We start from the raw sequence: 22890 nt of genomic DNA on the forward strand, positions 1-22890 counted from the left end.
ACCGGGCCCCTCGGTTCCTCCCCCCGTCAGAACCCCCCGAGTCCCCCCCGGTCCCCCCTCAGAAGTTCTGACATCAAGTACGACCCGCGGGGTCCGGAGAAGGTTGCACGGTCCATTCGAGAAAATTCCGAGCCTTCTGGACGGGCGCCCGACGGCCGCTAGACCGCGTGCTCCGTGAAGCGGCGGACGGTCTCGGCGAGGACCTCGCGGCCGTCGCGGGCCCACAGGGCGGAGTTGAAGAGCTCCACCTCGATCGGGCCGGTGTAGCCGGCCGCCTCCACGCGGGCCCGCCAGGCGCGCAGGTCGATCGCGCCGTCGCCGAGCTGGCCGCGGCCCTCCAGGGCGCCCTCCGGCAGCGGAGTGGTCCAGTCGGCGAGCTGGAAGGCGTGGATGCGGCCCGCCGCGCCCGCCCGGGCGATCTGGTCCGGGGCCCGGTCGTCCCACCAGACGTGATACGTGTCCACGGCCACGCCGACCTGACGTGCCGGGAAGCGTTCGGCGAGGTCGAGGGCCTGGGCCAGGGTGGAGACCACACAGCGGTCCGCGGCGAACATCGGGTGCAGCGGCTCGACGGCCAGCCGCACCCCGTGCCGTTCGGCGTAGGGGCCCAGCTCGGCGAGGGCGTCGGCGATGCGTTCCCGGGCGCCGTGCAGGTCCCTGGAGCCGGCCGGGAGCCCGCCGCAGACCAGGACCAGGACGTCCGTGCCCAGCGTGGCGGCCTCGTCGACGGCACGGCGGTTGCCGGCGAGTGCGGCGGCCCGCTCGGCCGGGTCGGTCGCGGTCAGGAAGCCGCCCCGGCACAGCGTCGTCACCGTCAGGCCGGCGTCGCGCACCAGCTTCGCCGCCGCCTCGACCCCGTACGCCCGGACCGGTTCCCGCCAGAGGCCGACGCCGGCCACGCCCAGCTCGCGGCAGGCGTCGACGAGCTCGGGCAGGGACAGCTGGCGGACCGTCATCTGGTTGACGGAGAAGCGCTCCAGCGCATTGGGCAGCTCGGGCGGCTCGCTCATGGGGTCACTCCGTACAGGGTGAGCAGGGTCTTCATCCGCGTCTCGGCCAGCTGCGGGTCGGGGAACAGGCCGAGGCGGTCGGCCAGTTCGTAGGCGCGGGCCAGGTGCGGCAGGGAACGGGCCGACTGGAGGCCGCCGAGCAGGGTGAAGTGCGACTGGTGACCGGCGAGCCAGGCGAGGAACACCACGCCGGTCTTGTAGTAGCGGGTCGGGGCCGAGAAGAGGTGGCGGGCCAGGTCCACGGTGGGGTCGAGGAGGGCGCGGAAGCCCTCGGTGTCCCCGGTGTCCAGCAGGCGTACCGCCTCGGCGGCCAGCGGGCCGAGCGGGTCGAAGACGCCCAGCAGGGCGTGGCTGAAGCCGTGGTCGTCGCCGGCGATCAGCTCGGGGTAGTGGAAGTCGTCGCCGGTGTAGCAGCGCACGCCCGGGGGCAGGCGGCGGCGCAGGGCGATCTCGCGTCCGGCGTGCAGAAGGGAGACCTTGACGCCGTCGACCTTGCCGGGGTGGGCGGCGATGAGCTCCAGGAAAGCGCCGGCCGCCGTGTCCAGGTCGGGCGAGCCCCAGTAGCCCGCCAGCGCCGGGTCGAACATCGGGCCCAGCCAGTGCAGGATCACCGGCCGCGCGGACTGGCGCAGCAGGTGGCCGTAGAGCTCCAGGTAGTCCTCGGGTCCCCGGGCGGCCTCGGCCAGGGCACGGGAGGCCATCAGGACGGGCTGGGCGCCCGATTCCTCGACGACGGCGAGCTGTTCCTCGTAGGCGGCGCGGATCCCGTCGAGGGTTCCGCGGGTGATCTGGTCGGTACCCGCGCCGCAGGCGATCCGGCCGCCCACCGCCTTCGCCTCCGCCGCCGACCGGCGGATCAGCTCGGCGGCGCCCGCCCAGTCCAGGCCCATGCCGCGCTGGGCGGTGTCCATGGCCTCGGCGACTCCGAGCCCGTGGGACCACAGGTGGCGGCGGAAGGCGAGGGTGGCGTCCCAGTCGACGGCGGCGGGCGCGCCGGGCGACAGGTCCGCGTACGGGTCGGCGACGACATGGGCGGCGGCGAAGACCGTACGGGAGACGGGAGGGGCACCGGGGCGGACGGCCAGGGGCTCGCGGCGGGGCTCGTAGAGGCGCAGGCGGCCGTCGGCGCCGGGCAGTCGGATCGTCACAGGGTCAGCTCCGGTACGTCGAGGCGGCGGCCCTCGGCGGACGACCTCAGGCCCAGCTCGGCGAGCTGCACTCCGCGGGCGCCTGCCAGCAGGTCCCGGGGGTAGGGGGCGCCGGTGTGGACGTGGCGGAGGAACTCCTCCCACTGGGCCTTGAAGGCGTTGCCGAACTCCTGGTTGTCCGGGACCTCCTGCCACTGGTCGCGAAAGGACTCGGTGGCCGGGACGTCGGGGTTCCAGACGGGCCTGGGGGTGACGGACCGGTGCTGGACGCGGCAGCGGCGCAGGCCCGCGACCGCGGAGCCCTCGGTGCCGTCGACCTGGAACTCGACCAGCTCGTCGCGGTGGACGCGGACCGCCCAGGAGGAGTTGATCTGGGCGACGATGCCGCCCGCCAGCTCGAAGACGCCGTAGGCGGCGTCGTCGGCGGTGGCGTCGTAGGGCCCCCCGTTCTCGTCCCAGCGGCGGGGGACGTGGGTGGCGGTGAGGGCCTGGACGGAGGTGACGCGGCCGAACAGCTCGTGCAGCACGTACTCCCAGTGCGGGAACATGTCGGTGACGATGCCGCCGCCGTCCTCGGCACGGTAGTTCCAGGACGGGCGCTGGGCGGGCTGCCAGTCGCCCTCGAAGACCCAGTAGCCGAACTCGCCGCGCACGGACAGGATGCGGCCGAAGAAGCCGGCCTCGACGAGCCGCCTCAGCTTGAGCAGGCCGGGCAGGTAGAGCTTGTCCTGCACGACGCCGTGCCGGACGCCGGCCGCGCTGGCGAGGCGGGCGAGGTCCAGGGCGCCGTCGAGGGTGGTGGCGACGGGCTTCTCGGTGTAGACGTGCTTGCCGGCGGCGATCGCCCTGCGCACGGCCTCCTCGCGGGCGGAGGTGATCTGGGCGTCGAAGTAGATGTCGGTGCTCTCGTCGGCGAGGACGGCGTCGAGGTCGGTGGAGATGTTCCGCCGGTCCAGGCCGTGGAGGTCGGCGAGTTGCTCCAGCGCGTGGGCGCGGCGGCCGACGAGGACGGGTTCGGGCCACAGCACCGTGCCGTCGTCGAGGGCGAGTCCGCCCTGCTCGCGCAGGGCCAGGATCGAGCGGACGAGATGCTGGCGGTGGCCCATCCGTCCGGTCACACCGTTCATGGCGATACGCACCGTTCTGCGGGTCACATGGGTCCCTTCGTGTGCGGTCGGGCGCCGTGCCGTGCCGGACCGTGCTGCGCGGCCTCCGGTGGTGGCGGGCGGTGGTGGACGGGGGTGGCATCTGGCAGCAAGCGCTTTCTGCTCTGGCTGCTCTGGGCAAGCTAGTGCCGGTGCGGGGTGTGGACAAGACCAATGCAAGCCCATGTCGTTCGAGGGGGCGAACAACGCGGCGCGTGGCCTTAAGGTCTGGTCGCAACGTGGTCCGAACGGTGGAACGCGCGAGGCGGAGGACACGACATGACGGTGACCCTTGCGGACGTGGCGGCCCGGGCCCAGGTCTCGCCCGCGACGGTGTCGCGCGTGCTCAACGGCAACTATCCGGTGGCGGCGTCCACGCGGGAGCGGGTGCTGAAGGCCGTGGACGAGCTGGACTACGTACTGAACGGGCCCGCCAGCGCGCTGGCCGCGGCGACCTCGGACCTGGTGGGGATCCTGGTGAACGACATCGCCGACCCCTTCTTCGGGATCATGGCGAGCGCGATCCAGTCCGAGATCGGCGGGCCGGGCGGGCGCGCGGGCGGGGAGCGGCTGGCGGTCGTGTGCAACACGGGCGGGTCACCGGAGCGCGAACTGACGTATCTCACGCTGCTGCAGCGGCAGCGGGCGGCGGCGGTGGTGCTGACCGGCGGGGTCGTCGAGGACGCGGCGCACCGGGCGGCGATGGACGCGAGGCTGCGGAAGCTGACGGAGGCGGGGACGCGGGTGGTGCTGTGCGGGCGGCCGCCGGCGCCGGACACCGGGGCGGTCGCGCTGGCCTTCGACAACCGCGGGGGTGCGCAGGAGCTGACGGAGCATCTGATCGGGCTGGGGCACCGGAGGATCGGGTACATCGCCGGGCCGGAGGGGCAGACGACGACGCGGCACCGGCTGGAGGGGCACCGGGCGGGGCTGGCGGCGCACGGGGTGGAGGCGGATCCGCGGTGGGTGGTGCACGGGCGGTACGACCGGCAGTCCGGGTACGAGGCGGCGCTGGAGCTGCTGCGCAGGGATGCGTCGCTGACGGCGGTGGTGGCGGCGAACGACTCGGTGGCGCTGGGGGTGTGTGCGGCAATGCGGGACTCGGGGCTGGCGATTCCGGGGGATGTGTCGGTGGCGGGGTTCGATGATCTGCCGTTCAGTGTGGATGCGGTGCCGGCGCTGACGACGGTGCGGGTGCCGTTGGCGGAGGCGGGGGCTCGGGCCGGGCGGATCGCCATGGGGAGGGAGGAGGCGCCACCTGGGGGGATTGCTTTGGTGCGGGGGGAGTTGATGGTGCGGGGGTCCTCCGGAGTGCCGCGGGGTTGATCGTGCGGGTTGGTGGGGGTTGCCCGGGGTGGGTGGGTCGATCGTGCGGGCCGGTTGGGCGCGCCCGGGGGTGGGGTGCGCAGCCCGGCGCCGGCGGGGTGCCGCGGTAACCCTCCGGGGGTGGGCGGGTCGATCGTGCGGGCTGGTTGGGCGCCCCCGGGGGTGGGGTGCGCAGCGCGGCGCTGACGGGGTGCCGCCCGCGCCCACCCGTGCCGCCCCAGGCGGCACGAAGGCCCGCGGTTTGGCGGAGGGCGACAGCGGATCCGCAGGGGGAGCTGGGGCTGGACGCGGGGTATCTGAGCCGGATCCTGAACAGCCGCATCTACCAGCGGCACGGCTTCACCCTGGTCGACGAGAAGCCGCACCGCTCCTTCGGCAAGGACCTGGTCGGCCAGGACTGGCGGCTGGATCTGCGTGCGACACCGGGGTGACGAGGGGGAGCCGTACCGCGGGGTCGCGGGTAGGGTCCCCGTATGAAGCTGGCGTTCTCCACCCTCGGCGTCCCCGGCCTGCCCGTGTCCGATGTGCTGCGCCTCGCGACCGCGCACGGCTACCACGGCATCGAACTGCGCGCCCATCCGGAGGAGCCCGTGCACTCGGGCCTCAGCACGGCCGAACGGGCCGATGTCGCCGCGGAGTTCAAAGCGGCCGGCGTCGAGATCCTCAGCCTCGGCGGTTACGCCAAGGTCGCGGCGCCCTGCGAGGACGACATCGTCATCACCGAGGTGCGGCACCTGCTGGAGCTGGCCCGCGACCTGGGCGCCCCCTATGTCAGGGTCTTCCCGGGCGGCACCGAGAAGCAGAGCCCGGAGGAGGCGGACGCGGTGGCCGCGCGCCGGCTGGGCCGGGCCGCCGAGTACGCCGCCGACCTCGGCGTACGGATCCTGCTGGAGACCCACGACTCGCACCGCACCGGCGCGGACGCGATGCGGATCCTCGGTCTGGTCGGGCACCGTCAGGTGGGCGTCGTGTGGGACGTGATGCACACCTGGCTGGGCGGTGAGCAGCCCTCGGAGAGCTTCGCGGCGCTCTCCCCGCACCTGGGGTATGTGCAGGTCAAGGACATCTCCTCGGCCGAGGACACGACCCCGGTCCCGCTCGGCGCCGGGACCCTGCCGCTGACCGAGTGCGTGGAGGTCCTCTCCCGGCACAACTGGGACGGCTGGCTGTGCTGGGAGTACGAGAAGCGCTGGTATCCGGATGCCCCCGAGCTGCCGGAGCTGCTCGGCCCCGGGCGGGAGCATCTGGGGCGGCTGCTCAACGACTCGGCGTGACGGACAAGGCCCCGCGGACCGCACCCCGCGCTGCCCCCTCGCGCTGGCCGCACCCGCGCGGACCGCACCCCCCTGGGCCGCACCCACACGGACCGCACCCCGTGGGCCGCACCCGCGCGAGCGGCATCACCGCCCGGGTTCGTGCGCGAGCCCGTGCTCAGCGGCACGAGGTGACGCCCCGGGCCGTCCTCGGCCGGGACTTCGCCACCGGAGTGGTCCTCCCGCGGCGCGGCGGGGTGAGGGAGGCGAGCGCCACGCCGCCGGCCAGCAGGGCCGCCGCGATCCAGCGCAGGCCGGTCATCGGCTCGCCCAGGAACAGGGCGGCCGAGGACATCCCGAAGACCGGGACGAGCAGCGAGAACGGGGCGACCGCCGAGGCGGGGTGGCGGTGCAGCAGCCAGCCCCAGACGCCGAAGCCGAAGACGGTGGTCACCCAGGCGACGTAGAGGACGGTGCCCGCGCCCTGCCAGTCCAGCGCGCGCAGCGCCGCCAGGTCCGCGGACCGGCCCTCCACGGCGACGGACAGCGCCAGCAGGGGCAGGACGGGAATGGTGCTCACCCAGACCATGAAGTTGAGCGCGTCCGGCGGTGCGGCCTTGCGGGTCAGCACATTGGAGGCGCCCCAGCAGGCCGCCGCCGCGACCACCAGGGCGAAGGCGGTGAGGGGGCCGGATGCGCCCTCCTCGACGGCGGCGACGCCGATGCCGGCCAGCGCCACCACCATGCCAAGGAGCCGGAGCGGGGTGGGGCGTTCGCCGAGGAAGACAATGGCGAACAGGGCGGTGAACACCGCCTGGATCTGCAGCACCAGCGAGGACAGCCCGGCCGGCATCCCCGCCCCCATGCCGACGAACAGCAGGCCGAACTTGGCGACGCCCAGCACCAGTCCCACGGCCACGATCCACTTCCACGCCACCTTCGGGCGGCCGACCAGGAACACGGCCGGGAGGGCGGCGGCGAGGAAGCGCAGCGCGGAGAAGAACAGCGGCGGGAAGTGGTCGAGGCCGATCTCGATGACGGTGAAGTTCACTCCCCAGACGGCGGCGACCAGCACGGCGAGCAGGATGTGGAAGGGGCGCATGCCTCGAGGATCGCCGCTCGCCATCGTTCAGCACCAGCGACTGTTTCTGCATGGTTGGATGAAGCATCGCTAACGAAATGAGGGAGGGGCCATGCTCGACCTCCAGCGGCTGCGCGCCCTGCACGCCGTCTCCGTCCACGGCACCGTCGGCGCGGCCGCCGCCGCGCTCGGATACACCTCCTCGGCGGTGTCCCAACAGATCGCCAAGCTGGAGCGGGAGACCAGGACGGTGCTGCTGGAACGGCAGGGCCGGGGCGTGCGGCTCACCGACGAGGCGCATCAGCTGGTCGCGGCGGCGCAGGAGTTGCTGGCGATCGTGGAGCGGGCCGAGACCGAGCTGGAGCGGCGGCGCGGAATGCCGGCCGGGCGGCTGACCATCGCCGCGTTCCCCTCGGCGGCGCGCGGGCTGATGCCGTCGGTGCTGGCCGACCTGGCCGACCGCCATCCCGGCCTCGACGCCCGGCTGAGCGAGATCGACCCCCATCTGTCCGTGGACCTGGTGGCCAAGGGCGCGGTCGATCTGGTGGTGACGCACGACTGGGACATCGCGCCGGTGCCGCCACCCCCGGGGGTGGAGCAGGCGGTCATCGGGGAGGACCTGTGCGATCTGCTGGTGCCCGAGAAGCATCCCTTCGCCGGACGGACGGCGGTGCGGCGCGAGGAGCTGGGCGGTGAGCGGTGGATCTGCCAGCCGCCGGGGCGGATCTGCCACGAGTGGCTGGTGCGCACCCTGCGCGCGGTCGGGCACACGCCGGAGATCGTCCACCAGGCCGACGAGAACCCCACCCTGGTCGCCCTGGTGGCCGCGGGGCTGGGCATCGCCCTGATCCCCCGGCTGGGCCGCGGCCCGCTGCCCGAGGGTGTGGTGGAGGTGCCGCTCGACCCCATGCCGGTGCGCCGCCTCTACGCCATGTGGCGCGCCGGGGCGGCCCGCCGCCCGGCCATCGCGGAGGCCGTCCGCACCCTCGTCGCCCACTGGCCGAAGGTCTCCTCGCGGACGGAGCACTGAGGGGTCGTCCGGGTGCCGATTCCGGACGGTTCGTCAGCCAGGCGCCACGGGCGGCGCGTTCAGCCTCCGTACCCCGCCTCACCCGTCTCCCCCGTCACCCTCCTCCCGACTTCCGGAATGTGCCCGCCCGGCGGGAACCCGCCCCCGCACCCGTCCGTCCAACCCGCGAGCTGCCGGACGAGTCTCCGTGGTGCGGTGTCGGCTTCGCTGCTGGCTGCGATCGCTGACCCACCCTCTCCGCCGCCCCACGGCCGGCGGCCCGCCGCCATCGGTGCGCCCCCTCCTCTGCGCCGATGGCGGCCCCTCTCTTCGTTGCTGCGCATTCCCTTGACTGGCAGAAACTTCCCGGATATTGGTGACCTCTTGGCAGTTTCCTTCAAAGGATCGCCCGGACCATCTCCGGACCGCCCGGACCCTCTCCGGAAGGAGTGCACGTGCCAGACAGCAGCACGGGAAGCACGGGAAGCACGGGAAACACCGCACGTCCGTCCAGACGCACCGTCCTCGCCGCCACGGCGGGCGTCACCACCGCCCTGGCCGCCGGCGGCACCGTCCACGCCGCGGCGGGCGGCCCCGGCAGCCGCCACGACGCCGCGCTGCGCCGCCTCATCTCCCGGATGACCCTGGAGGAGAAGGTCGGCCAGCTGTTCGTGATGCGGGTCTACGGCCACTCCGCCACCGACCCCGACCAGGCCGACGTCGACGCCAACCTCAAGGAGATCGGCGTCCGCAACGCCGCCGAACTGCTCGCCAAGTACCGGGTGGGCGGCATCATCTACTTCGCCTGGGCGCACAACACCCGCGAGCCGCACCAGATCGCCGATCTGTCCAACGGCATCCAGAAGGCGTCCCTCGGTCTGCCGCGCGGGCTGCCGGTGCTCATCTCCACCGACCAGGAGCACGGGATCGTCGCCCGGGTGGGCGAGCCCGCCACGCTCTTCCCGGGCGCCATGGCGATCGGGGCCGGCGGATCGCGCTCCGACGCGCGGACACTGGGGCGGATCGCGGGGCGGGAGCTGCGCGCCCTGGGCATCCGGCAGAACTACTCCCCGGTGGCCGACGTCAACGTCAATCCGGCCAACCCTGTCATCGGCGTGCGCTCCTTCGGCTCCGTGCCGGAGACGGTCGGGGATCTGGTCGCCGCGGAGGTCAAGGGCTACCAGTCGTCCGACGTGGCCGCCACGGCCAAGCACTTCCCGGGGCACGGCGACACCAAGGACGACAGCCACAACGAGCTGCCGTACATCCACCACACCCGTGAGCAGTGGGAGGAGCTGGACGCCCCGCCGTTCCGGGCCGCGGTCGCCGCGGGCATCGACTCGATCATGACGGCGCACATCGTGGTGCCGGCCCTCGACCCCAGTGAGGACCCGGCCACGCTGTCCCGCCCGATCATGACCGGCATCCTGCGCGAGGAATTGGGCTACGACGGCGTGGTGGTCACCGACTCGCTCGGCATGAAGGGCGTGCGGACCAAGTACGGCGACGACCGGGTGCCGGTGCTGGCGCTGAAGGCGGGCGTGGACCAGCTGCTCAACCCGCCGTCCCTGGAGGTGGCCTGGAACGCCGTGCTCAAGGCGGTGCAGGACGGCGAGCTCACCGAGGCCCGGCTCGACGAATCGATCCTCCGCATCCTGCGGCTGAAGGCCAGGCTCGGGCTGTTCAAGGACCCCTACGTCTCGCACGCGGACGTGGACCGCCACGTCGGCACCCGCGCCCACCTCGCCTCCGCCGACCGGATCGCGGAGCGGACGACCACCCTCCTGGTCAACGAGAACGGCCTCCTCCCGCTGTCCCGGCGCAGGCACAAGAAGCTGCTGGTCGTCGGCGCCGACCCGGCCTCGCCGTCCGGCACCACGGGGCCGCCCACCGGGGTGCTCGCGGGCGCGCTGACCGAACTGGGCTTCACCGCAACCGCCCTGTCCACCGGTACGGCGCCCTCGGCGGCGGTCATCGCGCAGGCGGTCGCGGCGGCGCAGGAGGCGGACGCGGTGATCGTCGGGACGTACAACGTCTCGGCGACCAGCAGCCAGCGGACCCTCGTCGAGCGGCTCCTCGCCACCGGGAAGCCGGTCGTGGCCGTCGCCATCCGCAACCCGTACGACGTGGCGCATCTGACGGACGTCCCGGCCTATCTGGCGGCGTACTCCTGGACCGATGTGGAGCTGCGGGCGGCGGCCCGGGTCATCGCCGGCAAGGCGGATCCGCGCGGGAAGCTGCCGGTGCCGGTGCAGCGGGCGGACGATCCGGACCAGGTGCTGTTCCCCGTCGGGCACGGGCTGCGCTACCGGTGACACCGGCCCGCCTACCCATTCCGGCGTAGGTGGCGTACGTCGCACACCCGGCGCACCACCCTTAAGGTGCGCAAACCACCCCGTATGTCTGGCGTGGCTCGTTCTGACGGGTCACGCTGGACGGGGGTGTCGGGGGGAATGCGATGCAAGTGAGAAGTTCGGTGGGCGCGGCGCTCTGCGCGCTGGTGATCGCACTGACGGGCTGCCAGAGCGCGCCGGGCGGCGGGGACGCGGGCAAGGACGGCCGCCTTGGCGAGCGGGCCTCGGCCTCGCCGGCCACCGCCCGGCCGTCCGGCTACGGGGCGGTGTTCCTCGGGGTCGACGAGTGCAGTTCGTTCGGCCGTACCAGCTTCACCGAGGTGCCGTGCACCAGTGAGCGTGCCGCGGCCCGGGTGGTGGCCCGGCACGGCGGGACCATGAAGTCCGGGCCGCCCTGCCCGGGCACCACCGACTTCGTGCTGCACATCAGCGAACAGCGCCCCTCCTCCGACGAGGACGGCGACGGGGCGGTGCCGCGTGGCTACGCCTGTATGCGCAATCTCCAGCCGCCGCACCCCGGGGACCCGGGCGGCGGGGGCGGGCCGCGCACCATCGTCGGCGACTGCGTCTACCGCCTGGACGACGGCATGGTGCGCGAGACCGCCTGCGACGGCGACGGCAAGCACGCCCCGGACTTCAAGGTGACGAAGGCCGTGGACGCCCGGTCCGAGTGCCCGGCGTCCACGGCCCTGTACGTCCGCCTCGGCGGGGAGCGACCGGTGGGCTGCGCCCGCCCGGTCTGACCCCGCCCGACTCATCGGTTGTCACGGGCGCAGGGTGCGCTCCTGCTCCACGCCGCGCTTGTCCAGCTTGGCGTCGAACTTCGCCAGCGGCTTGGCCGCCGCCGGGTCCTCCTGCACCGCGGCCGGGGTGACATCGGCCCAGTCGAGGATGCGGGCGGTGGCGAGCGCCTTCTCCTTCGGGACAAGGCCGGCCACATTGGCGCCGTGGTTCATGCCGGGCGCGGTGAGCACGTAGGAGTCGCGCGCGCCGTGTCCGAGGCGGAACGGCTCGGCGCCCCACGGGTCGTTCTCCCCGTACACGAACAGCATGTGACGGGCGTTGTGGCGGACCCAGGAGTCCACGTCCCGCATGGCCGACGGCTGGAACTTCATCGGGATCGAGCGGGGCACGAAGTAGCGCGGCGGCAGGTAGCCGTAGCGCAGGTACTTCTTCTCGATGTGCGGGAAGTGGATGGTCGGCGCGCCCAGCTGGGTGCCGGCCTGGTAGTAGTACGGCGTGTACGGCTCGAGGCCCTGGTCGGTGTAGAAGGAGAAGCCGGAGATCGAGTCGACGGAGGACCAGATCTCGTCGTCGGTCGCCTTCTCGGCGTTCGCCGGGATGCTGTCGCAGTCGTCCAGGGTGCTGTACTGCCAGAAGCCCCACACGTAGTCGAGGACGACGGCCTCGAAGGCGCGGTCCAGGCTGCCGGTGGTGTTGAAGGTGTAGCCGTTCTCCTCGGCGTAGGCCTGGTACTTCTTCTTCAGCGCCTCGCGGCGGACCAGCGCCTCGCGCTGCACGCCGTTCAGCCGGTCGCGGCACTCCTTGGTGCCGACCTTGGCGAAGAAGCGGTCGTAGGCCGAGTCCTCCTTGTTCACCACGTCGTTGGGGGCGACGTAGGCGACCACGCCGTCCATGTCGCGCGGGTAGAAGCGCTCGTAGTAGGTGGCGGTCATGCCGCCCTTGGAGCCGCCGGTGGCGATCCACTTCTTGGAGTAGACCGTCTTCAGCGCCTTGAAGATGCGGTGCTGGTCGCTGGCGGCCTGCCAGACGTCCAGCTTGGACCAGTCGGCCGGCGCGGGCCGGGACGGGGTGAAGAAGCGGTACTCCATGGAGACCTGGTTGCCGTCCACGATCTGGGCCGGCTCGCTGCGGCGGGGCGTGGTGGAGACGTTGTAGCCGCTGGTGTAGAAGACGGTCGGCCGGCTGACGTCCTTGTGCAGCACGGTGATCCGCTGCTGGAACGTGCCCTTGGAGGGGCGGCGGTGGTCGACCGGCTGGGTGTAGTTGAGGACGAAGAAGCGGTAACCGGTGTACGGCTTCTCCTCGACCAGGCTCATGCCGGGTATGGCGAGCAGCCGTTCCTTGATGTCGGTGGTGCTGCTGTCGGTGGTGCCGGTGGCCTCCGGCTCGGCGGCGGTGGCCGCGCCCGCCGAGCTCATGGTGCCTATGAGCACCGTGAGCGCCAGCAGCCATCTGAGCGCCTTGCGCATGCGCACTCCCCTGTGAGACATATGTGCGCCGGAAGCTAGCGGAACGGCTCCCGGCAGCACCAGGGGACATAGGGAAAACCCTGTGCGCGGAAAGGGACTTGAGGGACCCGCAGGGAATTGGCCCGAGGGATCCGCGGAGAATTCAGCAGAGGATCCAGCCGGAGCTGACCGAGTCCCGGCTGACCGAGCCCTTCACCCAGACGCAGCGCCGCCCCGCGTGCACGGTGACCGGGCCGGCGTGGCGCTGGTAGCGGCCCCTGTCGACGACCGCGCGGCCGCCGCGCGCCCGGACGCTCACCGACATCCACCGCTTGGCGCCGGGCTTCTTGGCGTGGGTGACGGCGCAGACATAGCCGCCGCGCTTGTAGACGACGACGGAGCCGGTGGAGAACGGCAGGGTGCGCACCTTGCGTCCGGGGCAGGGGGCGGCGGCGTGCGCCTCGGTGGGAGCGGCGAGGGCGAGCAGCCCGGAGGCGGTCAGGACGGCCAGGGGGAACACCAGTCGCCGGTGTATCGCTCCACTGCCCACAGTCGTCCTCCCCGAATGCACCCGACATGTCCAACCGCGTACGGCTTTACGGACGCTTGACGCGGGGCGAACGGTTGCGCGAGCGCCACGACGGCACCGTCCGCACCGTCACGACGGCCTCGCCCCGGCCGCCGCGACAGCACCGTCCGCGCCGCCAGGGGGTGTCGCAAAGTCCCGCCTGCTCCGCGACGCCCTGCACGCTCCCCCAGAGGGGGTACCCCCACTCGCCGCACCGGGCGGACACCCGAGTACCACCAGTACGCGGGTGTCCGCCCGGCACTCCCCCAGCCTTCGGCCGGGGGGACCCCCAGAGCACGCACCGGACGCCGCGGAGCCCGCCCTCCGGGCGGACGACGCGACGTTGCGGACACCCCTAGGACAGCACCGCCGCGGTGTCCTCCCCGACGAACGTCCGCCACAACTCGGCGTACTTGCCGCCGCGTTGCAGCAGTTCGTCATGGGTGCCGTCCTCGGCGACGCGGCCGGCGTCCATGACGATCACCCGGTCCGCGCGGGCGGCCGTGGTCAGCCGGTGGGCGACGACCAGGGTGGTGCGGCGGCCGGCCAGCCGGTCGGTGGCCTGGTTGACCTGGGCCTCGGTGGCCAGGTCCAGGGCGGCGGTGGCCTCGTCGAGCAGCAGGATGTCGGGGTCGACCAGTTCGGCGCGGGCCAGGGCGATCAGCTGGCGCTGGCCCGCGGAGAGGTTGCGTCCGCGCTCGGCGACCTCGTGCAGATAACCGCCCTCCAGGGTGGCGATCATCTCGTGCGCGCCGACCGCGCGGGCCGCCGCCTCGACCTCGGCGTCGGTGGCGTCCGGGCGGCCGTAGGCGATGGCGTCGCGGACGGTGCCGGGGAACAGGTAAGCCTCCTGCGGGACCACGCCGAGCCGGTGCCGGTAGGCGGTGAGGTCGAGGTCCCTCAGATCGGTGCCGTCGACGGTGACCCGGCCCGCGGTCGGGTCGTAGAACCGGGCGACCAGCTTCACCAGCGTCGACTTCCCGGCGCCGGTCTCGCCGACGAACGCCACGGTCTGCCCGGCGGGGATGCGCAGGTCGATGCCGCGCAGGGCGGCCTCCTGCTCATCGGTGCCGCCGTAGGTGAAATGGACGCCCTCGAAGGCGATCTCGCCGCGCAGCGCGGGCACCGGGAGCGGCTTCTCAGGGGACTCGGTGGAGGTCGGCTCCCGCAGCAGCTGCTGGATGCGGCCCAGGGAGACGGTCGCCTGCTGGTAGCCGTCGAAGACCTGGGACAGCTGCTGCACGGGGGCGAAGAACAGGTCGATGTAGAGCAGGTACGCCACCAGCGCGCCCGTGGTCAGCGTGCCGTCGTCGACCCGGGCGCCGCCCACCACCAGGACGGCGGCCGCGGCGATGGACGACAGGAACTGCACGAACGGGAAGTAGACGGATATCAGCCACTGGCCGCGGATGCGGGCGCTGCGGTAGGCCAGGCTGCGCTCGGTGAACCGCTTCCGGCCCTCCCGCTCGCGCCGGAAGGCCTGCACGATCCGCAGCCCGGACACCGACTCCTGCAGATCGGCGTTGACCACCGAGATCCGCTCGCGGGCCAGTTCGTAGGCCTTCACGCTGGCCCGGCGGAAGAAGTAGGTGGCGACGATCAGCGGGGGCAGCGTGGCGAACACGACCAGGGCCAGCTGCACATCGATCACCAGCAGGGCGGCCATGATGCCGAAGAAGGTGACCACCGAGACGAACGCCGTGACCAGACCGGTCTGCAGGAACGTCGACAGGGCGTCGACGTCGGTGGTCATCCGGGTCATGATCCGGCCGGTCAGCTCGCGCTCGTAGTAGTCCAGGCCGAGCCGCTGGAGCTGGGCGAAGATCTTCAGGCGCAGCGCGTACAGCACGCGCTCACCCGTGCGTCCGGTCATCCGGGTCTCGCCGATCTGCGCCGCCCACTGGGCCGCCACGGTGAGCAGCGCCAGCAGGGAGGCCGCCCACACCGCGCCGAGGGACGCCTGGGTGACACCGGAGTCGATGCCGTGCCGGATCAGCACCGGCAGCAGCAGGCCCATCCCGGCGTCGACGGCGACCAGGGCGAGGCTGACCAGCAGGGCGAGGCCGAAGCCCTTGAGCAGGCGGCGCAGGCCGTAGGAGTCCTCCGGCTGGACGGCGCGCTCCTCGTCGACGTCGGGCACATCGGTGGCCGGGGGCAGGGCCTCCACCTGGGCGAGCAGTTCGGGGGTGGCCGGGGAGCCGGACAGGGCGGTGTCCTTGGGTTCGCGGTCACCCGTCCACAGCCGGGGGGTGACTCCGCGCTCGGCGTCGAACTCGGCGTCCAGCTCCTCGCGGACGGAGGTGTCCTCCTCGCTGGGCTCCGCGGGCGGGGTGTGGCCCGGGGAGACGGCGCCCAGCTCATCGGGGTCGGTGAGCAGCCGCCGGTACAGGGGTGAGCGCCGCTGGAGCTCCTCGTGGGTGCCGATGTCGGCGAGCCGGCCGGAGTCCAGGACGGCGATGCGGTCGGCGAGGTTGAGGGTGGAGCGGCGGTGGGCGATCAGCAGGGTGGTGCGGCCCCGCATGACTTCCCTCAGCGCCTCGTGGATCTCGTGCTCGACCCGCGCGTCCACCGCGGAGGTCGCGTCGTCCAGGACCAGCAGGCGCGGGTCGGTGAGGATGGCGCGGGCGAGTGCGATGCGCTGGCGCTGGCCGCCGGAGAGGGTCAGCCCGTGCTCGCCGACCGTGGTGTCGTAGCCGTCGGGCAGCTCGGCGATGAACCGGTCCGCCTGGGCGGCGCGGGCGGCGGCCCTGATCTGCTCCTCGGTGGCGTCCGGGCGGCCGTAGGCGATGTTGTTGCGCACGGTGTCGGAGAACAGGAACGAGTCCTCCGGGACCAGGCCGATCGCGGCGCGCAGCGACTCGGTGGTCAGCTCGCGCACATCGTGGCCGCCGACCAGGACCGCGCCGCCGGTGACGTCGTAGAAGCGCGGCAGCAGCAGGGAGACGGTGGACTTGCCGGAGCCGGAGGAGCCGACCACGGCGAGGGTCTCGCCGGGGCGGATCTCGAAGGAGAGGCCGTCCAGGACCGGGTGCTCGGGGTCGTAGCCGAAGGAGACGTCGTCGAACTCGACCGTGGCGGGCGCGTCGGCGGGAAGCTCCTTGGTGCCGTCGGTGAGCGAGGGCTCGGTGTCGATCAGCTCCAGGACGCGTTCGGTGCCCGCGCGGGCCTGCTGGCCCACGGTGAGCACCACGGCGAGCATCCGCACCGGGCCGACCAGCTGGGCCAGGTAGGTGGAGAAGGCGACGAAGGTGCCGAGCGTGATGTGACCGCGCACCGCGAGCCAGCCGCCGAGGGCGAGCATGCCCACCTGGCCGAGGGCGGGGACCGCCTGGAGGGCCGGGGTGTACTTGCTGTTCAGGCGGATGGTGCGCATCCGCCCCGCGTACAGCCGCCGCCCGACCTCACGCAGCTTGCCGGTCTCCTGCTCCTCCTGCCCGAAGCCCTTGACCACGCGGACGCCGCTGACGGCGCCGTCGACCACTCCGGCGACGGCGGCGGCCTGCGCCTGGGCGTACCAGGTGGAGGGGTGCAGCCGGGTGCGGCTGCGCTTGGCGATCCACCACAGGGCGGGTGCGACGGCCAGCGCGACCAGGGTGAGGGGCAGCGACAGCGAGGCCATGATGCCCAGCGAGATCAGGAACAGCAGGATGTTGCCGATGGTCATCGGCAGCATGAACAGCAGGCCCTGGATCAGCTGGAGGTCGCTGGTGGCCCGCCCGACGACCTGCCCCGTGGACAGCTCGTCCTGACGGCGCCCGTCCAGCCGGGTGATCGCCCGGTACATGTCGGTGCGCAGATCGTGCTGCACGTCCAGGGCGAGCCGGCCGCCGTAGTAGCGGCGGATGTAGGTGAGGACGTAGACCAGCAGCGCGGCGCCGATCAGGGCGCCGGCCCAGGGCATCATCGCGCGGGTGTGGTCACCGATGACGTCGTCGATGATCACCTTGGTGATCAGCGGGACCAGCGCCATCACCGCCATGCCGGCGAGGGAGGAGCCGAGGGCGAGGACGACGTCCTTGGGATACCGCCAGGCGTATCCCGCCAGCCGCCGTGCCCATCCCCGTTGCGCGTCCACCCGGTGCCCTCCGTGATCGGCGTCGATCCGTGATCTGCGAGGACCCGTGATCTCCGCCGCTCTGCCTGATCTACCGGAAGGCACCAACGCGATCAGGAGCGGATTTCATCCCGCCGTAACAAACCGGCTCCGAGCAGGGTGCCTCAGCCGTCCGCGCCGGGGATCCCGGCTCCGAGCCGGGGACCTCAGCCGTCCGCGCCGGGGATCGGCGCCCCCGAGGGCACCCCGGCCGCCACGTACGCCTCGTACAGCTCCCTGCCCAGCTCCGTGGGGCCGGCGTGCGCCCCCTCGAAGCGCTCGCCGCGGGCCCAGGCATCCAGTGCGGACAGGCACACGTCCCAGCCGGCGCTGTTGCGGGCGGCGGTGTTCTCGGCGCCCAGCACATTGGTGAGGGTGAAGCGGGTGCGCTTCTCACCCAGCTCCTCCAGGTCGAAGTGGATCTCGTCCTCGCCCCAGGTGAAGGAGAGGTGGCGGGGCGGGTCGACGGCGATCACCCGGCCGGTGGAGTCCTCCATGGCGGGGTCACCGCTGAAGGCGACGGTGCCGCCGGGGCGCAGGTCGATCTCGGCGCGCGAGGGGAACCAGTGGACCAGTTCGTCGGCGTCGGTGACGAAGCGCCAGACCCGGTCGACGGGGTGGTCGTAGGCGCGGACGAAGCGGACGGCGGGGCGGCCGTCGTCCAGGGTGAGGAAGGTGCCGGTGGGCTCGGCGGCCATGGCGATCAGTCCTTCGGGGTCGGTTCGGTGGTGTCCGGCTGCTCGTCCAGGCGGCGGCCCAGCGCGTCGAGGCTCTCGCCCCACAGCTTCCGGTACGGCGCCAGCCAGGCGTCCAGGGCGGCCATCGGGGCGGGGTCGAGGGTGTGCACCCGGCGCTGCGCCTGCTGCCGGACGCGGACCAGGCCCGCCTCGCGCAGCACCTTGAGGTGCTTGGAAGCGCTGGGCTGGCTGAGGCCGCACTCCTCGGCTATCTCCCCCACGGTCCTGGGGCCGGCGAGGAGCAGCGCCACGATGGCCCGCCGGTGCGCGTCGGCGAGGGCGGCCCAGAGGGCGGCGTCGGACATGGCTCCCATATTCCTCTGCAGTTATATTCCTGTCAAGGAATGTACGAGCTCCAAGGGACGCGGTGGCTCGAACGGGACTGCAAGCGGTAGCGGTCGGTATGGGACTACGAGCGGGACCCCTGCCGCGGGAACACGGTGTACGACCACGACCAGAGGGTGTCGACGATCCAGATCGGCAGCCAGATCTGGCCGACCCACATCAGGCCGCCCTCGTGCTCCTCCGGCACGGCCTCGCCCTGCAGCCGGTACGCCAGCCAGGAGGAGTCCAGCACCCAGAGCACCAGCTGGGCGGTGATGAACACGACGGTGTGCACAAGCCACTCCCGGCGCTCGGTACGGGCCCGCTCGGCCGCGGACACCACCGGCGCCTTCTCCTCGTCGGCGGACACTGGTGCCTTCGCCCCGCCGGCGGACCCCGACTGCGCCAGCCGCGCCTCCTGCCGCTGGGGCCTCTCCGGCAGTCCCAGCGCCTTGATCGCCCCCGGCGCGGCCGCGGCGGCCATCAGGGAGATCGCCGCCGAGGTCAGACAGGCCGCGGCCCAGCCCTGCGACTCGAAGACCAGGCCGAACAGCGGCGGGCCCACCAGGATGCCCACCAGCCGAGCGCTCTCGTAGCGGCCCATGGCCCTGCCGACCCGCTCACCCGCCGCCTCGGCGACGGTGGCCTGCTCCACCGGGATCTGGGCGGCGAAACAGGCCGCGGCCAGCGCCCACAGCAGCGCCACCTGCAGCGTGCCGGACATCACCGCAAGCCCGCCCGCGAACAGCGCCGAGGCCGCGAAGGAGACGCCCATGGTCCAGCTGCGGCCGACCCGGTCGGTGACCCGGTGCGCATGCGCGGGGAGCAGGATGAAGACGATGAACCCGGGCGCGAAGACCAGGCCCGTCTCCATCGGCGTCAGCCCGTACTCCTCCTGGAGCCGCAGCAGCAGAAGCATCCACAGCCCGGCCTCCGCACCGGCGGTGACGGCGGCGATCCCCATGAGCGGCAGCAACCGCCGCTGCGAGCCGTCACCCTCGGACGTCTCGGAGGAAGGCGCGCCCGCTTGGACTCCCTCCCCCTGGTCCCTCGCCAGCAGCACCGCGGCGACCGCGCACGCACCGCACCCGGCCCAGAACAGCGGCCGGTACCCGGCGTTCTCCAGCACGGTGAACGCCACCGCGTAGCCGAGGAAGGCACCCTTGCCGGATGCGGTGAGCAGCTCGCCGTAGGCGGCGGTGCCGTTGCCTGCGGCTCGGCGGCCGGTGAAGGTGTCGAGGGCGACCCAGAACAGCGCCCCGCCGGCACCGCCGACCGCGGCGGCGACGAAGGCGAGCGGCAGCCCGTCCGCGAGCGCGTACCCGGCGAACGACAGCGCGTACAGCGCGGCCCCGGCCGCGGCCACCCGGCGCGGGTCGAGCCGGTCGGACAGCTCGCCGGCGACCGGCCGGAACACCAGCGACAGCACCGCCTCGGCGGCGATCAGCACACCGATGACGGAGGCCCCCCGCCTTCAGCTCGGACCCGGCCCACAGCGGCAGCAGGAAGTCGAGCACCTCCATCGGCGCGCTCCCCAGCGCAGCCGCCGCCAGCACCCGCCGCCCGGCCCCGGCCGGCTCCCGCCCCGCGATCTCCTTGCCCGCTGCACCATCTCCCACGAGCCCCGAGATGCACCCGACGGAGGAACGGTTCCCTCCGCTACAGCGCCCCGGCAGGCGCCACCCACCGGGTGGACAGACGGGTCACCTCACCGGCGGTAGTTCTTCTTGTCCAGCTGCACGTCGAAGTCGCCGAGCTCGCCCATGCCCGCCAACTCCTCCAGCGCTCTCAGCCTGCGGCGCCGCTCGGCGACCGCCAGCAGGGCCGCGTTGACCGTGGCCTGCTCGGTCTTCGTGCCCAGAATCTCCGCCGCCTCGCGCAGGGCCTCGTCGTCGACCTCCACATGCAGCTGCGCCATCTACATGTCCTCCTGTGCCGCGTGGCGTCCGGGGGGGACCATATGCCGTCGGTGGCACGCCCGCACCGGGCTTCCGCCCGCAGTACTTCTCCCGTGTTCTGTACTGGATCAGCAACAACCGCGTGGCGGCACGTCTGCCTGCGGGGTGTGCCGAGCAGACTTCCGCGGGACATCGGCACGTGGCCGACCACGGGGGAAGACCATGAACATCACTGCTCGCAGGACACGTACGCACCGCACCACCGGGCGGAGGGCCTGCGCGCTCGCCGCCGGGGTGCTCGCCGCCCTGCTCACCACCACGGCCTGCCAGCCGGGCTCCGCCGATGGCGCGGGCGGGCCCGAGCCGGCCACGTCCGCGGCGAAGTCCGGTGAGCCAGGCGCGGCGAAGACGGACGGTGCGGGCGCAGACCAGGGCGCGGGGAAGCCGGACGGCGCGACCGGGAGCCAGGGCGCGGCGGACCGGAAGGTCCCCGACTGCACGCCGGAGCACCTTGCCGTCTCCGCCGTCCAGGAACCCGCGGACAGCAAGGAGGCCCGGCATCTGCTCGTCACCGTGCAGAACACCGGCGACACGCGGTGCAACCTGCACCGCTACCCGCATCTGCGGCTGGGCGCCGACGCCCAGAGCACGGTTCCGGTGATCGAGGACAGCGCCCCGGACCCGGGCAAGCCGGTCACCCTCGCCCGGGGCGCGGAGGCGTACGCGGCGCTGCTGGTGAGCGGCGGCGGCAGGGACGAGTACGAGGCGGAGTCGCTCGGCCTCACCCTCCAGGGCCCGAAGCAGGGCACCGCCATCGGCAAGCCGGTCGACGTGCCGCTCCCCGCGAAGCCCCTGTACGCGGACGACGGCCAGCTGGTGACCTACTGGACCACCGCCTCCGGCGCCGCGCTGGACTTCATCATGTCGCGGTGAGATCCGCGGACGCCGGGTGACTCAGGCCTCGAACTGGTACTCCAGAACGTACGCGGCCGAGTCGAGAACCATGTCGTTCACCTCGACGACCCTGCCGTCGGCGTCGAAGGCCGTGCGGACGATCAGCACGGCCGGTACTCCCGTCGGCAGGGCCAGCCGCTCGGCCTCGTCGCGCGTGGGCATGCGTGAGCGGATCTCCTCGCGGAAGCGGACGGGGCCGTGGCCCAGCTCCGCGAGACGCGCGTAGGTGCCGCCGGGCCCGGTGTCCGGCTGCATGACCGGCGTGCCTGCCACCAGGTCGGCCGGAAGGTAGGAGGTCGACAGCAGCACAGGCTTGCCGTCGAGCACGAAGCGGCGGCGGCGCACGCAGACGTCCGCGCCCTCGGCCAGGTCCATGACCGCGGCCACGACGGCGGGCGCCTCCTCCTGCGACACCTCGACCGTGTCGACGACGAGTTCGCGGTCACCGAGGTCGGCCGACCAGACGGTGCGTCCCTCGCCCCACCGGGTACGGGCGAGCCGTTCGATGCCATGACGCCGGATGGGCCTGAAGTCCCTGACGAACACACCGGCGCCCTTGCGTGCCTCCGCGATGCCCTCCGCCTGGAGGACGCCCAGGGCCTGGCGGGCCGTCATGCGCGCAACGCTGTGCTCGGCCATCAGCTCGTTCTCACCCGGCAGCCGCTCACCGGGCCCGTACTCACCGGCCTCGACGGCCGCCCGCAACTGGGCGGCGATGCGCAGGTACTTGGGCTGACGCTCTGTCTCCCGGCCGCTCATCCAGACGTCCCCTCTGATCATCTCTAGACATCCTAGGCACGGGAGTGACCTCTGTCGCCACAACTCGGGTGCACGGAGCGGGCAGTATCTGCCACTTCTCTAGAGATGTATTGCCGCGGCGGCGGGTCGTCAGTTCACTACATCTCTAGAGAAGTGACGCCAAGTCGCCGGAGGGTCCCTTTGCCGACCGAGTCCTCAGCCCCGCAGTCCACGAGCCCGGAACTCCGGGAGTCCGAGTGGCGGTTGCCCAGCGGACCGCGCAGCGCCGGCCGGGCGCGCGAGTTGCTGCGAACACAGCTCGCCGAGTGGCAGGTCGACGGTGACGCCGCCGACACGGCGGAGCTTCTGCTGCCGGAGCTGACGAGCAATGCCGTCCGGCATGCCCGTACTCCTCCCGGACGTCAGATCGGTGTGCGCATCGCCCTGTACGAGGGCCGGCTGCGGGTGGAGGTCGCCGACGCGGACACCAGGCCGCCGACGGCGAGAACGGTGCCGGTCGACTCCACCGAGGGCAGAGGGCTCGGCATCGTCGGCGTCCTCGCCGTGCGCTGGGGCTGGTGTCCGCGGCGGCACGGGATCGGCAAGGCGGTCTGGGCCGAGGTTCAGCTCCCCGCCGCCACAACCGACGAGCTCACCCCGGAGGTCCCAGGCGCTCCCACCTCAGATGTGCAGGCGGCTGCCCTCACCCCAGATGCGTGGGCGCGAACATCCGCAGCAGCGCCGGGAGGACGACGACGGAGGGGCCGGGGGTTGACAGGGCCTTGGTGAGGTCGTGCTCCAGGGTTTCGGGGGTGGTGCGGATGCCCGGGACGCCGAAGGATTCGGCGAGGGCCGCGTAGTCGGGGCGGGTCAGTTCGGTCGCCGTCGCCTGGCCGAAGGTGTCGGTCATGTACTCGCGGAGGATGCCGTAGCCGCCGTCGTCGACGATGAGCCAGGTGACGTCGAGGTCGTACTGGCGGGCGGTGGCGAGCTCGGCGATGGAGTACAGGGCGCCGCCGTCGCCGGAGACGGCGAGGACCGGGCGGGTGGGGTCGGCGGG

At 72.8% G+C, this 22890-nt stretch carries 20 protein-coding genes and 1 pseudogene; 8 read left to right on the plus strand and 13 right to left on the minus strand.

Going from position 1 to position 22890, the window contains the following annotated elements:
• Positions 1-158: 158 nt before the first annotated feature.
• The 3 genes from ABD207_RS00315 to ABD207_RS00325 are packed head-to-tail and all read right to left on the minus strand — an operon-like array spanning position 159 to position 3312.
• Complete coding sequence (locus ABD207_RS00315) at positions 159-1010, minus strand: sugar phosphate isomerase/epimerase family protein (RefSeq protein ID WP_344008959.1); 852 nt, start codon at positions 1008-1010, stop codon at positions 159-161.
• Positions 1007-2158 (minus strand): dihydrodipicolinate synthase family protein, encoded by a 1152-nt coding sequence (locus ABD207_RS00320; protein ID WP_344008961.1) that lies wholly within the window; start codon positions 2156-2158, stop codon positions 1007-1009. The genes ABD207_RS00315 and ABD207_RS00320 overlap by 4 nt, the downstream gene beginning before the upstream one ends.
• Complete coding sequence (locus ABD207_RS00325) at positions 2155-3312, minus strand: Gfo/Idh/MocA family protein (protein WP_344008963.1); 1158 nt, start codon at positions 3310-3312, stop codon at positions 2155-2157. Before ABD207_RS00325 ends, ABD207_RS00320 begins: the two co-directional genes overlap by 4 nt.
• A gap of 270 nt (positions 3313-3582) precedes the next feature.
• On the opposite strand from ABD207_RS00325, the gene ABD207_RS00330 reads away from it, so the two are divergent.
• The 3 genes and pseudogenes from ABD207_RS00330 (at position 3583) to ABD207_RS00340 (ending at position 5903) form a co-directional block, all read left to right on the plus strand.
• Entirely contained in the window at positions 3583-4629 is a 1047-nt protein-coding gene (locus tag ABD207_RS00330) for a LacI family DNA-binding transcriptional regulator (protein ID WP_344008965.1), read from the plus strand.
• A 317-nt stretch (positions 4630-4946) separates the two neighbouring features.
• Positions 4947-5060, plus strand: a pseudogene (locus ABD207_RS00335) (MarR family transcriptional regulator); the annotation flags it as partial.
• 42 nt (positions 5061-5102) lie between these two features.
• On the plus strand, positions 5103-5903 hold the full coding sequence (locus tag ABD207_RS00340; RefSeq protein WP_344008967.1) for a sugar phosphate isomerase/epimerase family protein: 801 nt from the start codon (positions 5103-5105) through the stop codon (positions 5901-5903).
• A gap of 157 nt (positions 5904-6060) precedes the next feature.
• Here ABD207_RS00340 and ABD207_RS00345 read toward each other — a convergent pair whose 3' ends face one another.
• Positions 6061-6984, minus strand: a complete 924-nt coding sequence (locus tag ABD207_RS00345; protein WP_344008969.1) for an EamA family transporter — start codon at positions 6982-6984, stop codon at positions 6061-6063.
• A gap of 91 nt (positions 6985-7075) precedes the next feature.
• Between ABD207_RS00345 and ABD207_RS00350 the strand changes: the two genes are divergently transcribed.
• The 3 genes from ABD207_RS00350 to ABD207_RS00360 all read left to right on the plus strand — a co-directional run bounded on the left by ABD207_RS00350 (position 7076) and on the right by ABD207_RS00360 (position 11069).
• Positions 7076-7993, plus strand: a complete 918-nt coding sequence (locus tag ABD207_RS00350; RefSeq protein ID WP_344008971.1) for a LysR family transcriptional regulator — start codon at positions 7076-7078, stop codon at positions 7991-7993.
• A gap of 434 nt (positions 7994-8427) precedes the next feature.
• The gene (locus ABD207_RS00355; protein ID WP_344008973.1) at positions 8428-10287 is read left to right on the plus strand and encodes a glycoside hydrolase family 3 protein; all 1860 of its coding nucleotides are present in this window, start codon (positions 8428-8430) and stop codon (positions 10285-10287) included.
• A gap of 143 nt (positions 10288-10430) precedes the next feature.
• A complete protein-coding gene (locus ABD207_RS00360; RefSeq protein WP_344008975.1) occupies positions 10431-11069 on the plus strand; it encodes a hypothetical protein in 639 nt (212 codons plus the stop codon).
• Positions 11070-11090: 21 nt separating this feature from the next.
• On the opposite strand, the gene ABD207_RS00365 is transcribed toward ABD207_RS00360, so the two are convergent.
• The 7 genes from ABD207_RS00365 to ABD207_RS00395 form a co-directional block, all read right to left on the minus strand.
• Complete coding sequence (locus ABD207_RS00365; RefSeq protein ID WP_344008977.1) at positions 11091-12539, minus strand: S28 family serine protease; 1449 nt, start codon at positions 12537-12539, stop codon at positions 11091-11093.
• A gap of 142 nt (positions 12540-12681) precedes the next feature.
• Positions 12682-13068 (minus strand): hypothetical protein, encoded by a 387-nt coding sequence (locus ABD207_RS00370; protein ID WP_344008979.1) that lies wholly within the window; start codon positions 13066-13068, stop codon positions 12682-12684.
• A 373-nt stretch (positions 13069-13441) separates the two neighbouring features.
• Positions 13442-17161, minus strand: coding sequence for an ABC transporter ATP-binding protein (locus ABD207_RS00375; protein ID WP_344008981.1), 3720 nt, complete (start codon positions 17159-17161; stop codon positions 13442-13444).
• A gap of 185 nt (positions 17162-17346) precedes the next feature.
• Complete coding sequence (locus ABD207_RS00380) at positions 17347-17877, minus strand: SRPBCC family protein (RefSeq protein WP_344008983.1); 531 nt, start codon at positions 17875-17877, stop codon at positions 17347-17349.
• Between the two features lie 5 nt (positions 17878-17882).
• Positions 17883-18221, minus strand: coding sequence for an ArsR/SmtB family transcription factor (locus tag ABD207_RS00385; RefSeq protein WP_344008985.1), 339 nt, complete (start codon positions 18219-18221; stop codon positions 17883-17885).
• Between the two features lie 104 nt (positions 18222-18325).
• Positions 18326-19690 carry an MFS transporter gene (locus ABD207_RS00390; protein ID WP_344008987.1) on the minus strand — a complete coding sequence of 455 codons (1365 nt, stop codon included), beginning with the start codon at positions 19688-19690 and terminating at the stop codon, positions 18326-18328.
• 258 nt (positions 19691-19948) lie between these two features.
• Positions 19949-20158 (minus strand): type II toxin-antitoxin system VapB family antitoxin, encoded by a 210-nt coding sequence (locus tag ABD207_RS00395; RefSeq protein ID WP_344008989.1) that lies wholly within the window; start codon positions 20156-20158, stop codon positions 19949-19951.
• Positions 20159-20360: 202 nt separating this feature from the next.
• Between ABD207_RS00395 and ABD207_RS00400 the strand changes: the two genes are divergently transcribed.
• A complete protein-coding gene (locus tag ABD207_RS00400; RefSeq protein ID WP_344008991.1) occupies positions 20361-21071 on the plus strand; it encodes a DUF4232 domain-containing protein in 711 nt (236 codons plus the stop codon).
• Between the two features lie 21 nt (positions 21072-21092).
• Here ABD207_RS00400 and ABD207_RS00405 read toward each other — a convergent pair whose 3' ends face one another.
• Complete coding sequence (locus ABD207_RS00405) at positions 21093-21851, minus strand: GntR family transcriptional regulator (RefSeq protein WP_344009027.1); 759 nt, start codon at positions 21849-21851, stop codon at positions 21093-21095.
• 105 nt (positions 21852-21956) lie between these two features.
• Here ABD207_RS00405 and ABD207_RS00410 point away from each other — a divergent pair, with 105 nt between their 5' ends.
• Positions 21957-22619 carry an ATP-binding protein gene (locus tag ABD207_RS00410; RefSeq protein WP_344008993.1) on the plus strand — a complete coding sequence of 221 codons (663 nt, stop codon included), beginning with the start codon at positions 21957-21959 and terminating at the stop codon, positions 22617-22619.
• Here ABD207_RS00410 and ABD207_RS00415 read toward each other — a convergent pair.
• On the minus strand, positions 22534-22890 hold a 357-nt coding region (locus ABD207_RS00415; RefSeq protein ID WP_344008995.1), incomplete at its 5' end, for a thiamine pyrophosphate-dependent enzyme. The two genes, ABD207_RS00410 and ABD207_RS00415, sit on opposite strands and share 86 nt — an antisense overlap.

Origin of the sequence: Streptomyces thermospinosisporus (assembly GCF_039526425.1) — a bacterium.
Classification (GTDB): Bacteria; Actinomycetota; Actinomycetes; order Streptomycetales; family Streptomycetaceae; genus Streptomyces; species Streptomyces thermocarboxydovorans.